General features: G+C 43.2%; 16 protein-coding genes. 4 read left to right on the top strand and 12 right to left on the bottom strand.

Going from position 1 to position 13,211, the window contains the following annotated elements:
* Nucleotides 1-417: 417 nt before the first annotated feature.
* Nucleotides 418-834 (top strand): XisH family protein, encoded by a 417-nt coding sequence (locus BJP34_RS03940; RefSeq protein WP_070396482.1) that lies wholly within the window; start codon nucleotides 418-420, stop codon nucleotides 832-834.
* The gene (locus tag BJP34_RS03935; RefSeq protein WP_070391217.1) at nucleotides 822-1,157 is read left to right on the top strand and encodes a XisI protein; all 336 of its coding nucleotides are present in this window, start codon (nucleotides 822-824) and stop codon (nucleotides 1,155-1,157) included. Before BJP34_RS03940 ends, BJP34_RS03935 begins: the two co-directional genes overlap by 13 nt.
* 143 nt (nucleotides 1,158-1,300) lie before the next feature.
* Here BJP34_RS03935 and BJP34_RS03930 read toward each other — a convergent pair whose 3' ends face one another.
* The 11 genes from BJP34_RS03930 to BJP34_RS03885 form a co-directional block, all read right to left on the bottom strand.
* Entirely contained in the window at nucleotides 1,301-1,735 is a 435-nt protein-coding gene (locus BJP34_RS03930; RefSeq protein ID WP_070391216.1) for a DUF1348 family protein, read from the bottom strand.
* The gene (locus BJP34_RS38635) at nucleotides 1,699-1,887 is read right to left on the bottom strand and encodes a hypothetical protein (protein WP_149030775.1); all 189 of its coding nucleotides are present in this window, start codon (nucleotides 1,885-1,887) and stop codon (nucleotides 1,699-1,701) included. Before BJP34_RS38635 ends, BJP34_RS03930 begins: the two co-directional genes overlap by 37 nt.
* Before the next feature lie 127 nt (nucleotides 1,888-2,014).
* A complete protein-coding gene (locus BJP34_RS03925) occupies nucleotides 2,015-2,986 on the bottom strand; it encodes a CobW family GTP-binding protein (RefSeq protein ID WP_070391215.1) in 972 nt (323 codons plus the stop codon).
* 258 nt (nucleotides 2,987-3,244) lie between these two features.
* Nucleotides 3,245-3,598 (bottom strand): hypothetical protein, encoded by a 354-nt coding sequence (locus BJP34_RS03920; RefSeq protein ID WP_229424236.1) that lies wholly within the window; start codon nucleotides 3,596-3,598, stop codon nucleotides 3,245-3,247.
* Entirely contained in the window at nucleotides 3,549-3,689 is a 141-nt protein-coding gene (locus BJP34_RS42290) for a hypothetical protein (RefSeq protein WP_158516988.1), read from the bottom strand. Before BJP34_RS42290 ends, BJP34_RS03920 begins: the two co-directional genes overlap by 50 nt.
* Before the next feature lie 116 nt (nucleotides 3,690-3,805).
* On the bottom strand, nucleotides 3,806-4,867 hold the full coding sequence (locus tag BJP34_RS03915) for a WD40 repeat domain-containing protein (protein ID WP_070391213.1): 1,062 nt from the start codon (nucleotides 4,865-4,867) through the stop codon (nucleotides 3,806-3,808).
* A gap of 192 nt (nucleotides 4,868-5,059) precedes the next feature.
* On the bottom strand, nucleotides 5,060-5,503 hold the full coding sequence (cynS, locus tag BJP34_RS03910) for a cyanase (protein WP_070391212.1): 444 nt from the start codon (nucleotides 5,501-5,503) through the stop codon (nucleotides 5,060-5,062).
* A 57-nt stretch (nucleotides 5,504-5,560) separates the two neighbouring features.
* The gene (locus BJP34_RS03905) at nucleotides 5,561-6,445 is read right to left on the bottom strand and encodes an ABC transporter ATP-binding protein (RefSeq protein ID WP_070391211.1); all 885 of its coding nucleotides are present in this window, start codon (nucleotides 6,443-6,445) and stop codon (nucleotides 5,561-5,563) included.
* 171 nt (nucleotides 6,446-6,616) lie between these two features.
* On the bottom strand, nucleotides 6,617-7,888 hold the full coding sequence (iscB, locus tag BJP34_RS03895) for an RNA-guided endonuclease IscB (protein WP_070391209.1): 1,272 nt from the start codon (nucleotides 7,886-7,888) through the stop codon (nucleotides 6,617-6,619).
* Between the two features lie 275 nt (nucleotides 7,889-8,163).
* Nucleotides 8,164-9,000, bottom strand: coding sequence for a nitrate ABC transporter permease (ntrB, locus tag BJP34_RS03890; RefSeq protein ID WP_070391208.1), 837 nt, complete (start codon nucleotides 8,998-9,000; stop codon nucleotides 8,164-8,166).
* A 302-nt stretch (nucleotides 9,001-9,302) separates the two neighbouring features.
* Nucleotides 9,303-10,952: an ABC transporter substrate-binding protein gene (locus tag BJP34_RS03885; protein ID WP_070391207.1), complete on the bottom strand. Its 1,650-nt coding sequence runs from the start codon at nucleotides 10,950-10,952 to the stop codon at nucleotides 9,303-9,305.
* 90 nt (nucleotides 10,953-11,042) lie between these two features.
* On the opposite strand from BJP34_RS03885, the gene BJP34_RS42285 reads away from it, so the two are divergent.
* Both BJP34_RS42285 and BJP34_RS03880 read left to right on the top strand, forming a co-directional pair.
* Entirely contained in the window at nucleotides 11,043-11,261 is a 219-nt protein-coding gene (locus BJP34_RS42285; protein ID WP_158516987.1) for a hypothetical protein, read from the top strand.
* The gene (locus BJP34_RS03880; RefSeq protein WP_070391206.1) at nucleotides 11,240-12,997 is read left to right on the top strand and encodes a sodium:solute symporter family protein; all 1,758 of its coding nucleotides are present in this window, start codon (nucleotides 11,240-11,242) and stop codon (nucleotides 12,995-12,997) included. Before BJP34_RS42285 ends, BJP34_RS03880 begins: the two co-directional genes overlap by 22 nt.
* Here BJP34_RS03880 and BJP34_RS42280 read toward each other — a convergent pair.
* Nucleotides 12,978-13,124, bottom strand: a complete 147-nt coding sequence (locus BJP34_RS42280; protein WP_158516986.1) for a hypothetical protein — start codon at nucleotides 13,122-13,124, stop codon at nucleotides 12,978-12,980. The two genes, BJP34_RS03880 and BJP34_RS42280, sit on opposite strands and share 20 nt — an antisense overlap.
* Nucleotides 13,125-13,211 lie beyond the last annotated feature (87 nt).

Here is a 13,211-nt window from a genome sequence, read left to right as displayed (position 1 = left end):
TAAGGAAGTTCAATTCCTAGACATCACCCCTAACCCTCCTTAGCAAGGCAGGGCTGTTTCTTTTTTGTCTTACTCTGTTAGAGGATATCTCCCAAGTTTTTTTATACTGAATTTTGCCCCCCTAGCCCCCCAACTTTGGGGGGAATAAGAGTCAATTTGCTTCTAAAAGTCCCCCAAAATTGGGGGATTTAGGGGGCTTGGATGTAGCAAATGAGACTTCTCAGACAACCTCTTAGGACTGGCTGAGCTAAATCCTTGTTAAAACTAGATCCTAGTATTTTGCTAAAGCAACATTTAAGGTGTGCCAGTCTGGTGCATCGGTTAAAGCATGAAACCCAGCCTACGGCAGGCTACAAAAGCGTACGCTATAATCAAGATAGGCTTTTATTTTCGCACCCACACTTGAGAATTTTGAAAATGCCAGCCAAAGATATTTATCATGACACAGTAAAAAATGCACTAATAAAAGATGGATGGACAATTACCAATGACCCTTTAAGCCTTAAAATAGGTAAAAAAGACATCTATATTGACCTAGCTGCCGAAAAATTATTAGTAGCTGAAAAACAAGGACAAAAAATTGCTGTAGAAGTTAAAAGTTTTGTTGGTTCATCAGAAATAGAAGATCTCAAAAACGCCTTAGGACAATATATTTTATACGATAAAGTTCTTAAACGTCAACTTTCAGAACGTCTTCTTTATTTAGCTATCAGATCAGCAATCTTTAACCGCTTATTTACCAAAGAAATAGGACAAATTTTATTAGAAGATAACACCCTTAAAATTATGGTTTTTGACCCGGAAGAAGAGGTGATTATAAAATGGATAAATTAGAAAACTATCGCCAAATTATTCGTCAAATATTAACCCCTTATGTTAACATTGATTACTCTAATGTAAACATCCGTAACCATGCAGCATTTGACCGAGAAACAGACCAATATTTAATTATTTCTGAAGGATGGAATAACCAAGAACATCTTCATAGTTGTTTGATTCATGTGGGAATTATTAATTATAAAATCTGGATTAAATGTGACAATACTGAAGACGGCATTGCTAATGATTTAGTGGCAGCAGGTATTCCAAAAAGTGATATTGTTTTAGCTTTTCATCCTCCAGATGTTCGCAAATTTACCGAATTTGCTGTTAGTTAAAATCCGGTTAGGATAGGGATCGAAAAATATTGGTCATTAGCCTAGGCTCTATAGTTGGGAGCGTAAACAATTAAATAGCTGACCGCTGTTCGCGTAGCGTGCGCGTAGCGCATATGCTTACCTCCCAACACACCTTACGTCTGTCAAGAAATTACAGACCGTTCCCACAAAAATTTTCTTTCAGACTCTTTAATCGGTACATCATTAATACTAGCTTCCCGTCTCTTCATTAAACCATTTTCAGCAAATTCCCAATTTTCATTGCCATAAGCTCGATACCAAAACCCAGAATCATCATGCCACTCGTATTCAAAGCAAACTGAGATGCGATTATCCATAAAACTCCACAGTCGTTTTCTCAGGCGATAATCTAATTCTTTTGCCCATTTGCGCTTCAGAAACGCAATAATTTCGTCTCGACCACTAATAAATTCCGCACGATTGCGCCATTCCGAATCAATGGTATAAGCGAGAGCAACTTTCTCGGGATTGCGGGTATTCCAGGCATCTTCAGCAGCTTGCACCTTAGCGGTTGCACTTTCTAAGGTAAAAGGAGGTAGGGGTGGTTTAGTTTCCATAGATAGATAGCGGTTTTAAATTTGGTAAGGTACACAGTTCCTGGTTTTAGGGAGCAGGGAGCAGGGAGCAGGCAAGAGGCAAGAGGCAAGAGGCAAGAGGCAAGAGGCAAGAGGCAAGAGGCAAGAGGCAAGAGGCAAGAGGCAAGAGGCAAGAGTGAAAAAATCTTGTGTACTTCATAGCTATGATGTACGATTATCAACCTCAAAGTCCCCCTTATTAAGGGGGATTTAGGGGGATCAATTTGCACTTCATGAGTATAATAATTGCTATAAAAAACTCTAAACAATACAGGCTTGGAAATCTTGACGAAATTGGTTTTCATCAAGATTGCGACCAATAAAGACTAACTCATTTGTTCTGGTTTCTTCTGGTTTCCAAGGACGATCGGGACGACCCTCAAAAATCATATGTACTCCCTGGAAGACAAATCGATTATCTTCTCCCATCACATTAAGAATACCTTTCATTCTGAAAATATTTTGGCCTTGGCTCTGTAATAATTCCCTTAGCCAGGTGTTTAATTTTTCCAAATCTACTGCTCCTGGTTCTACAATGGCAAAGGAAAAAACGGATTCATCATGTTCATGAGCATCTTCTCCTAATAAGTCCGGGTCAATGTCTAGAGCTTGTTTAAGGTCAAAAGCCCGCACCCCTAACACTGAATCCATTTCAATGTCTGAGTTTTGGGTACGATAAATTTTGACTAAACCATTCATGGCTTTGATTTTTTGCTCTAACTCCTCCAGTTGTTGAGGGTCTACTAAATCAATTTTATTGAGCAAAATCACATTAGCAAAAGCAATTTGTTCCTGGGCTTCATCACTATCCCAGTGCTCTAAAATATGCTTAGCATCAACTACCGTTACCACGGCATCAAGGTCTAACTGGGTTTGAATCTCTTCATCCACAAAAAACGTTTGAATTACGGGAGCAGGATCAGCAAGCCCAGTGGTTTCAATCACTAAATGGTCAAACTTATCCCGTCTCCGCATCAAGTTACCGATGATTCTAATTAAATCTCCCCGCACGGTACAGCAAATACAACCGTTGTTCATTTCAAAGATTTCTTCATCGGCATCGATAACTAACTTATTGTCAATACCAACTTCCCCAAATTCATTAACAATTACCGCTACCTTTTTACCATGCTCGTAGGTCAAGATATGGTTGAGTAACGTAGTTTTTCCGGCTCCTAAATAGCCAGTTAAAACAGTGACGGGAATAGCGTTATTTACAGTAGTTGCAACCATGGATTTTTAGTATGTTAATTAGTTAATTACAGCAATTTTCGCCCCCCTAGGGCGTGTTTTCTTGCCTCGGAGATCCCCCTAAATCCCCCTTAAAAAAGGGGGACTTTGAGAATGGCTCCCCCCTTATTAAGGGGGGCTGGGGGGGATCTAAATCTTGCGGAAAACTTTGAAAACACGCCCTAGCCCCCCAAGCGAGCAATCCCTCGCTCGGGGGATTTAGGGGGCTTGACCAAAACCAAACGATCGCGCATTCATACTTCAATTTAGCAACGCCAGTTTTTGGATGTCTAGTTCCTGAATTTCTGCTATGGATTGATGAATCTTGTATTGTTGCGGAGGTGTTGTCATGATGGCAATGACGGTTTCTAAGGGAGGACAATCTGGTTCATGGCATTGTAACTGAGTGACAGAAATAGGTATTTCCGGATCTATAGCCAAGTGCTGATAAACCCAGTTTTTGATTTCCCTAATTTTAGCTAAATTAGTTTTAGACTTAGAGGTTTTAAATAAGTTCATTATTATTATAGCGGTTTTAATTAGGTGAGGTACATTTTTTAGGGTTTTAGGGAACAGGGAACAGGGAACAGGGAACAGATAAGAGGCAAAAGGCAAGAGGCAAGAGCGATGCAGCGCGGTCTTGGGGGTTTCCCCCACTCGCTATTGCATCAAGACGGCAAGAGGGAAAAAAATATGTGTACCTCATTAGGCTGGAAAGTGCTAGAACTAAATTTAGTTGATAATCTTAGTTTGATCGGGTGGTGCGTTACGGGACGGGCTGTCCTAACACTTGCTACCGATAAAATAAGCGATCGCCCGTCCCTAACGCACCCTACCAAATCCCCCACTGGAAATAGAATTTTGCCAAATTATTACTTCACCATTTTGCCCTCCGGCAGCTAAATAGTCTCCATTAGGGTTCCAAGCTAAACAAGAAAATTTTATTTTTCCGCTAACTATTTTGGTAAGCTTTTTAGCCCTTGACCATCGTTGAATACCACCATCATTACTAGCGGAAACTAGTAGGGATGAATTGGGGGCAAACGTGATGGATTGTATGGCTTGGTCATGTTGTAACACACGATTTTGCCAGTTTTTGATTTCGTTGTTAAACTGCCACACAATTACCGCATCTTGACAAGACGAAGCTAAAACTGGATCAGAAGTATTGGACCAAACAACTTTACTGACTTTGCCGGGAAATCCCTGGATTAACCAGTGGGAACGATTACCCCAGTCAAGTACAGAAATAGTGCGGTCTAGATTGCCTGAAGCAAGATAGTCACCATGGGATGACCAAGCACAGTCTAGACTAGATCCAGGGAGTTCAAGGGTTTCTGGTGGGTCTGACCAGTTTTCAATGTTCCAGACTTTAACACTACCATGGCCACTAGCAGCAAGGAATTTACCCTGGGGATGCCAAGCTATATTGAAAACTGATGAGTCTGCAAAGTTTAACTCTGCCATTAGTTGCCCTTGGTCAACATCCCAAACCTTAACCTGGCGATTTACGGCAAAGGCTAATAGATTTTTTTGGGGATGCCAACCTAGGGAGTCAATCCAAGCGTTGCCCTGATCCAGGGTTGTAATGGGCGTAAACTTGGGGGAATTGACCCCCAATTGCCAGATACTAACCTTGCCTTCCTGTCCAGCAGTGGCTAGATAATTGCCATCTTGGGAAAAGCCCACACAGTCTAGGGAATAGTCATGGCTGGCTGTCAAAATTTCCAAATTACCCTGTTGCCATAAAGCCAGTTCTCCTGCAGCAGTAACAATAGCTAGATAATTACCTTGCTTTGACCAAACTAAGGCTGTGATGTACTCAGAAAATTGCTGTTTATCTAACTGTTTGAGTTGATTAGTTTTTTTGGATTTAGTGGACACTGATTCCCTAGTATAGCACTACACATTAAGATTAGTAGCGTAGGGTGCGTTAGGGGCGGGCTCCCCTTGATTTTCCCTCTCTTGACATCGGTTGAGAGAGCCCGGCCCGTAACGCACCACCGGGTCAAACACCATGCATTGAAATGCACCTGGATAATTTACGTTTACCCCGACATAATCAATCATCCTAAGCTACCACTTTTTGTAGGGTAGGAATTTACCACACATGATGATTTGTACGCGATCGCCTTTCGGGTCTTCCACTTTCTCTACTTCTATGGAAAAATCAATAGCACTCATAATCCCATCCCCAAACTTCTCATGGACTACCGCTTTAATAGGCATACCATACACTTGCATAATTTCGTAAAAGCGGTAAATTAGGGGATCGGTGGGAATTTGAGGGTCTAGGGAACCCTTCAGAGGTGGCACAGTTAATTCTTCAGCTACGGATTCTGGTAAACCCAAAGCGGTGACTAGTTTGGTGGCTTCCTCCATATCTGCGCTAGCTTGACGATAGATCACAGAAGCGACCCAAGTTTCATCCCTACCTACAACTTTTTCCAAATCTTCAAAGGTGAGTCCTTTTTCTTTTTTTGCGGCTAACAACTGTTTAGTAATTTCTGCAATTGCCATAATAATTGATATCTCCTGATTTTTGATCGTTGGTATTTTACACTAATCGAAGAATTTTTAGTGAATTCTCGCTTCTTCTACCGCTCTAGTTTCCCGATATAGATGGTTTTCCATTTCCTGTTTCAGTTCCATATAGGCAGGATGATGCTCAACCGTAGTGCGATCGCGCGGACGGGGGAAAGGCACTTCAAGCACCTCATCAATGCGCGCCGCAGGGCCTTTGGTCATCATGACAATCCGGTCGGATAACAAGAGGGCTTCATCAATGCTATGGGTAATCATAATGGCAGTTTTACGCTGCTGCTCCCAAATGCGCTCGATTTCATCCTGCAAAAATCCCCTAGTCAGAGCATCTAACGCACCAAACGGTTCATCCATTAACAAAATTTGGGGATTAATAGCTAAAGCTCTCGCAATACCTACTCGTTGTCGCATACCCCCGGATAGTTCGTGAGGATGTTTGTTCTCTGCTCCGGTTAAACCCACTAGTTGGATATTTTCCTTAATAACCCGTTTTTGCTCCCTCGCAGAAATTTTAGGATAGACAGTTTCCACCGCAAACCTAATATTACCTTCCACAGTCATCCAAGGCATAAGGGCATAGTTTTGAAAGACCATACCCCGGTCAGGTCCTGGTTGAGTCACAAGTTGCCCATTGATAATCACTTCGCCACTGGTGGCGGAACTCAAACCCGCGATAATATTCAGCAAGGTGGACTTACCACAACCCGATGGGCCAATAATCGACACAAACGTGTTGTGCTCAATATCTAAATTGATATCTTCGATAGCGACAAAGTCCGCAGAAGATTGGCCAGTAATTTTATCAAACCAACCATGCTTACCGGGGAACGTTTTTGAAATATGACGTAATGAAATTTGAGCGTCACTGTCATTGTCACTAATGACCTTACGGCCCTTGGAAGAAAAAGAAGTACTCATCTGTCCGCCTCCCTGGAGACTCCCGCTATAATCTTTGATTTAGCGGTGTTTGAAGTTACCGTAAGGAGATTGGAGCCTTTGTGGTTGGTAGTCTGTGAGTTAAAGTTTAAGTCTGTTGTAATAAGGCTCCAATCTCCTAAGGTTTCGTCTATAGGAAAGGGAGGACAAAATTTAATTTGTATAGGCATAACCATCCTTCCTGTGAATAAATTTGCAATATTTGTGACTGATTCCTTGTACCAGCCCTGATTTAGTTGAGATGTTGAAATATCCTGATTTTCGAGTGGCTACTCGCCCAACGTAAGTACCGACCTTCTTTCCTTTAGTCACCACGGCTCGTACAATATCGCCTGTTTGGAAACCTCTGTGAATTTTAGTTCTTGAACAGTGACGGATGGGAAATCCATACTTGTTGGTTCGACAAAGCTGACGAGTTCCATGACCTTTGGCGGCAATCAGTAAAGGATGGGTTACTTCAACAATCAATGTTTCAACTTTTCCAACATTGGCCGCATCTAACCAATGAGTTTTTGGAAGGTTTTGACGACATCGATTGAACTTAGTTAATCCGCCGCTGCTTACTTCAACAGGCAACCCGGTTGACTTTAGGTTGTGGTACAACTTCCAACGAGTTACATTAACAGAAGCCGCATCAGCCAAGGGGCGTTTAGCTTGATTGAGTATGCGTTTCAAGATGCTAGGTTTCTTAGACAAGAAAAGCTCAATGTCTTGGCTGGATTTAGCCTGATTACATGGGTGACATGCTATAGCTAAATTAGAAACCCGATCGGAACCGCCTTTAGACTTTGGTTTGATATGCTCAATTTCTAACTGAGTACCTGTTGTCCCACAATAAGCACATTTACGATTCCATTTTTCAAGCAAATATTCCCGAAGTTCGTAACCGTAAAGTGTACCCTGCTGATACTCGACTCCAGATATCTCAGGATTTTGCAACTTCTGGGTGTCGAATCTTACCAACTCTTGAGATATGCCTATAACAGGACACAATCGAATCAGCTTCTTAACCCAAGTTAAAATGTTTTTAACTCTAGACATCAGGCTAGGAGCTAGCCAACCTTTTGGTCTAGTTCTATTAAGAAACCTGGGCTTGCGGTATCGAGTCTTACGATTCCGTCTACTACTCCTTAATTGCCTGCGAGAGGTTAAAGCCTCCCGTATTTTAAAGCCCCTATGGGTAAGTTCTGCTCCCCAAATTACTCGCTGTCCTTGGACAATAGCTAAACCGCTTGTTTTTGCGCCAGGGTCTATTTTGAGTTGATGCTCGTGAGTTACTGGTTCCTTTATTTCCTCCGTCAAAATTATAGTAAATGGGTAACGACGATAGACCTTTGCCTTCCCTGTCGAGAGTAAAATTCTAGCCCTCGCTGGTTTACATGGATCTAATGGTTGTCCCTTTTTGTTAAGTACAAATACACGCATAATTGTGTTTTCTCCTATTGCTAGGGTAAAGTTAGCTGAGTGCTTCGCACACGCTTCGCGAACGTCAAAGTTATTTCTCGGTACTTTCCTAATTACACTGGCTTAACTCAATTACACCTGTTTAATAATTAGGTTCTAGAGCTGGGGACTAGCTACGCATCCCCAGGTAGGAACTTAAACACTTAGAAATAACGTAGTTTTTTGAAAACTTAGACTGGTAAACTTTGAGCTGGAAAGCTCCCGCTATACTCGTGGGTGAGTTAGCGGTGAGTTGTTTACGAGGAGTTTTTACCGAAAGAAACCAGTTTTTCAAAATAGGCAAATATTTGATCAAGGACAATACCCACAATCCCAATAATAAAAATGGCCACCAGAATATTGGGTATGTAAAGGTTATTCCACTCATTCCAAATGAAGTAACCTAAACCCGTACCCAATAGCATTTCTGCTGCCACAATCACCAACCAAGAAATCCCCATACTAATTCTCAAACCAGAGATGATGTTAGGTAGGGCAGCGGGAATAATCACCTTAAAAATCGTGCGCCATTTAGAAGCGCCCAGAATTTTAGAAACATCAAGGTAATCTGGGTTAACATTGGCCACACCAAACGCTGTGTTAGTTAGGGTTGGCCAAATACTAGCAATGGTAATAATGAAAATCCCTGTCATCTCTGAGTTTCGGAATATATAAAGCCCCAAAGGTAACCAAGCCAGGGGAGAAACCGGTTTAAGAAGCTGGAAGTAGGGGTTAAAGGCTTTAAAGGCAATTTTGGAAATACCTACCAATATTCCCAAAGGCACAGCAATGATTGACGCTAACGTGTAGCCAATGGCTACTCTCCGCAGGCTAATTAACAAATTCCAACCAATACCCAAATCATTAGGTCCATTGTCATAAAATGGATGGGTTACCCAATACCATAATTCCTTAATAGTTAGGGAAGCAGTGGGCATACCCTTAGCAAAAATCTTCATCTTTGCCCCTAATTCCCAAAACAGTAAAAATATGCCTAGGGAAACGATAAATAGCAACAAAGCTCTGAAGTTTTCATTTTCAAAGATTGTGATTTGTTGTTTTTTGTTACTTACGTTTTTGGGTATTGATGTCATGTTGTATTTGCTTTTATCTGCAAAGAGCTTGGTGAGGTAGACTTCGTCAGCTATCAGCTATCAGCTATCAGCTATCAGCTATCAGCTATCAGCTATCAGCTATCAGCTATCAGCTATCAGCTATCAGCTATCAGCTATCAGCTATCAGCTATCAGCTATCAGCTATCAGCTATCAGCTTTTGAATAAAATAAGCTCACGGCACCTCAAGTAGCGTGCGCGTAGCGCATAGGCTGACGGCTGACGGCTGACGGCTGAATGCTTAATAGCTGACGGCTGACGGCTGACGGCTAAATGCTTACCTTTAAAAACCGTATTTTTTAATTTGTTCATCCACATACTCTTGGGGTTTAGCTGGATCAAAAGTGTCAAATTCCAAGGTTTCTGTACGGTAAATTTCTGTAGGTGGAGTTTGTCCCACTTCCTGAGCCAATTCCCTAGCTAAATCTGTCAGGAAAATTTCTTTACCCACTTCATCATACTTTTCCGAGGTGATAGCTGATTTGACTTTTCCATCTCCTTGCAAATCCCAACGCACTAACTGAGAAGAAATCCAATTGGCAAAGCTCTGCCAAGGATAGGGATCAAAATCAATTCTGTCTGGTACAGCTTTGGTGTTACCTTGACCATCGTCAAAGTTACCCGTTAGTACAGCTTCCACCACTTCCACCGGCTGGTTCAAAAAGGCTCTTTCGGAGATGGCTTTGGCAATTTCTGGACGATTGGCTGGGTTACGGGCATAACCGGCAGCTTCGATAATTGCTTTATTGAGGGAGCGGAAAGTGTTGGGGTTTTCCTCAATCCAAGCATCGCTTGCGGCAAAGGCACAACAGGGGTGTCCTGCCCATAACTCCTTGGTCAGTTTGTGGATAAATCCAGCCTCTTCATAGACAGCCCTTTGGTTAAAGGGATCGGGCATCAAGTAAGCATCAATGTCCCCTGCCACCAACTGAGCAATACTATCTGGTGGAGGAACAGGGCGAATTTTTACATCTTTATCGGGATCAACTCCGCCAGTGGCCAGGTAGTAACGCATTAAGAGGTTGTGCATGGAGTAAGGAAAAGGGACACCAATGGTGAAGCCTTTGAAATCGGCGGGACCATTAATTTTACCTTTGTATTTGTTAGCTACAGTAATGGCTTGACCGTTAATGTTCTCGATGCTGGCTAGTTTAACTCCAAAGGTGGCGGAACCTAAACCCAACGTCATGGCAATAGGCATGGGGGCTAGCATATGATACGCATCCAGTTCTCCTGCGATCGCGGAATCCCTAACCGCACCCCAGCTAGGCATTTTTACTACTTTGGCATTAAAACCATACTTGGAGTAGAACCCTAAAGGTTCAGACATAATAATAGGAGTGGCACATGTGATCGGGATAAATCCAATTTTTAGGTCTGTTTTTTCTAGACTGTCTACATTGGGTGGTGGTTCATTCTCCCCTGTCTTTAAATCCTGAGTTTGCTGTTTAGGGGTACAGTTGGCTAGGGTAACTAATGCAGCACCTACTGCTAAATTTTTCAAGAAGCGGCGGCGGCTGAAACTATTGTAATGCCTTACATCCCCGAAAAATTCTCCAGCTTTAGGACCAAAGGCAGCAGCAAAAGCATTTTCCATACCACCAGCTTGTTTAGCTAACTCTAGGACTAATTGCTCCCTCTTCGGGTCCCCTTTACCAGCTACTTTTAGTAGCAGTGCCTTTCTAATATCAGCAGCATTAACCGCATCTGCCATCTTAAACGTATCGGGTTTATAAATTCCCATTTTTGTGAGGTCTTCGATCATATCCACTGGATCGTTAGGCATATCTTCTGCCATAAATTTCCAGTGGTCAGCCGTCATGTGGAAGTCACCACAAATCATACACCATAGATCTAATTCACTCAGATTACCTCTTTGGGAATCGAGGTTATCCCATTTTCCCGTTGCCTTTGTAACTGATGAAATTACCATAACTACATATATATATATGTTGATGTAGTTAGGTTAGGGCTGATGCTTCCAAGTGTTTTGTAGCTAAAAGTACATAAGTCTAGATTTTTTTTGCCTCTATCGAAAATCCTGTGCTATTTTAGAACCTTCTTTTCCCGATTCCCGATTCCCGATTCCCGACTCCCGATTCCCGACTCCCGATTCCCGATTCCCGATTCCCGATTCCCGATTCCCGATTCCCGATTCCCGACACTCCCCAGATCGGAATCTGATATGATATCTCAATCCGTGAGCAGCAACCGGAATTTATGCAACTCGTTGATTGGCTGATTGTCCTGGTCTACTTAGTCTTGTCCCTCGGCTTAGGACTATACCTCTCTCGCAAGGCTTCCGGCAGTCTTGTGGATTTCTTTGTTTCGGGGCGATCGCTCCCCTGGTGGTTAGCAGGGACCAGTATGGCTGCCACTACGTTTTCCATAGATACCCCCCTCTACATTGCCGGAGTAGTGGGCAATCGAGGCATTGCGGGCAACTGGGAATGGTGGAGTTTTGGCATATCCCATCTGATCATGATTTACATCTTTGCCCGGATGTGGCGACGTTCAGAAATTGTGACTGATGCCGAACTCACGGAAATCCGTTATGGTGGCTCCATCGCTGCCCTATTACGGGGAACCAAAGCCTTTCTGTTTGCTGTACCAATCAACTGTATTGCCATTGGCTATGCCATGCTAGCCATGGTGAAAGTCGTAGGTGCTCTAGAAATTTGGCAAAGCCTTGGTATTGCGCCCGAAGCCAGTAGTGTAAAACTCTGGAGTGTATTAGGAGTAAGTATTCTAGTCTTAGTCTACGCTGGCTTTGCTGGACTGTGGGGCGTAGTAGCTACGGATTTCTTCCAATTCTTTTTTGCCCTACTCGGAGCAATGATAGTTGCTGTGGTTGCCATTAACCATGTCGGTGGTATTCATCAACTAATCCCAAAAGTCCAACAAGTAACCCAACAGGATGTACTAGCCTTTTTTCCCCTCACAGTTGGTTCCGGAGGCATTAGTTGGAGTGAAACCGCTGGCATCAGTGCTAGCACATTCTCTGCCTATGTGTTCCTGCAATGGTGGGCATGGCGTCGCAGTGATGGGGGTGGTGAATTTGTCCAGCGTTTGGCCGCATCCAAAAATGAAGCAGATGCCGAGAAAGCGGCTTGGCTATTCAATATCTTTCACTATGTAATCCGGACCTGGCCCTGGATATTAGTTGCCCTAGCCGCAATGGTAATCTATCCAGATTTGGCAGACCGGGAATTGGGGTATCCCAAACTGATGCTAGATTTTCTGCCAGGAGGGATGCTTGGGATAGTGGTAACTTCCCTAATTGCGGCATTTATGAGTACCGTCTCTACCTCCATTAACTGGGGAGCCTCCTATCTCACTAATGACCTCTATTTGCGCTTTGTTCATCCCCAAGCCTCAGAATCAGAACTGGTCTTAGTGGGGCGGATCGCATCAGTGTTGGTCACGGTTTTAGGAGCAATTGCCGCCTTCTTTGCCACAGACGTTGCCACCGTGTTCCGATTAGTAATTGCCATTGGTACGGGACCGGGATTAGTGTTAATGTTACGTTGGTTCTGGTGGCGGATTAATGCTGCTGCGGAACTAACCGCCATGGTTGCTGGTTTTGTTGTCGGGTTTGGTACCAGTGTCGTGCCAGTTATTCAGATTCCTGACTTTGGTTGGCGTCTGCTGGTAACTGCTGGAATTACTGGTGTTTTGTGGATAGTGGTGATGTTAATCACCCCACCAGAATCTGATACCACCTTAGATCAATTTTATCGACGGGTGCGTCCAGCCGGTCCTGGCTGGAAACGTCAGCAGCTTCGCACCGGTTTAGCCCCAATCCAGGATTTGGAACATGATTTAAAACGGGTGCTGGCATCGATATTGCTAATGTTTGGAGCAATGTTAGCCATTGGAGGATTTTTGTTGCTAAAGCCCTTGACCGGTTGGGTTTCTCTGGTAATAGCCGTTCTAGGATGGATGTGGCTGCGTCAGATTAAAGGGAATAGGGAGTAGGGAGTAGGGAGTAGGGAATAGGGAACAGCGGATCTGGGAATAGGGAATAGGGGAAGAGAGGGAAGTGTGCGAAGTGTGGGGAGTGTGGGGCGGGGGCGCGGGAAGTCTGGGGAGACGGAATTATCAATATTATGTTTCTTATGTTTACCTGATCAATTGGAAAGAAGGATTACAGTTTTTGACTTTACCAAAAATTCGTATAGACTTGATTAGG

Origin of the sequence: Moorena producens PAL-8-15-08-1 (assembly GCF_001767235.1) — a bacterium.
Taxonomy (GTDB): domain Bacteria; phylum Cyanobacteriota; class Cyanobacteriia; order Cyanobacteriales; family Coleofasciculaceae; genus Moorena; species Moorena producens_A.
The sequence above is the reverse complement of the archived record's forward strand: the minus strand, read 5'-3'. Positions and strand labels throughout refer to the sequence as shown.

Excerpts from the sequence above, each read along its gene's own strand:
- BJP34_RS03940 (WP_070396482.1), top strand. The coding sequence starts at position 418 with ATGCCAGCCAAAGATATTTATCATGACACAGTAAAAAATGCACTAATA.
- BJP34_RS03935 (WP_070391217.1), top strand. The coding sequence starts at position 822 with ATGGATAAATTAGAAAACTATCGCCAAATTATTCGTCAAATATTAACC.
- BJP34_RS03930 (WP_070391216.1), bottom strand. The coding sequence starts at position 1,735 with ATGGAAACTAAACCACCCCTACCTCCTTTTACCTTAGAAAGTGCAACC.
- BJP34_RS03925 (WP_070391215.1), bottom strand. The coding sequence starts at position 2,986 with ATGGTTGCAACTACTGTAAATAACGCTATTCCCGTCACTGTTTTAACT.
- BJP34_RS42290 (WP_158516988.1), bottom strand. The coding sequence starts at position 3,689 with ATGAGGTACACATATTTTTTTCCCTCTTGCCGTCTTGATGCAATAGCG.
- cynS (WP_070391212.1), bottom strand. The coding sequence starts at position 5,503 with ATGGCAATTGCAGAAATTACTAAACAGTTGTTAGCCGCAAAAAAAGAA.
- BJP34_RS03905 (WP_070391211.1), bottom strand. The coding sequence starts at position 6,445 with ATGAGTACTTCTTTTTCTTCCAAGGGCCGTAAGGTCATTAGTGACAAT.
- iscB (WP_070391209.1), bottom strand. The coding sequence starts at position 7,888 with ATGCGTGTATTTGTACTTAACAAAAAGGGACAACCATTAGATCCATGT.
- ntrB (WP_070391208.1), bottom strand. The coding sequence starts at position 9,000 with ATGACATCAATACCCAAAAACGTAAGTAACAAAAAACAACAAATCACA.
- BJP34_RS03885 (WP_070391207.1), bottom strand. The coding sequence starts at position 10,952 with ATGGTAATTTCATCAGTTACAAAGGCAACGGGAAAATGGGATAACCTC.
- BJP34_RS03880 (WP_070391206.1), top strand. The coding sequence starts at position 11,240 with ATGCAACTCGTTGATTGGCTGATTGTCCTGGTCTACTTAGTCTTGTCC.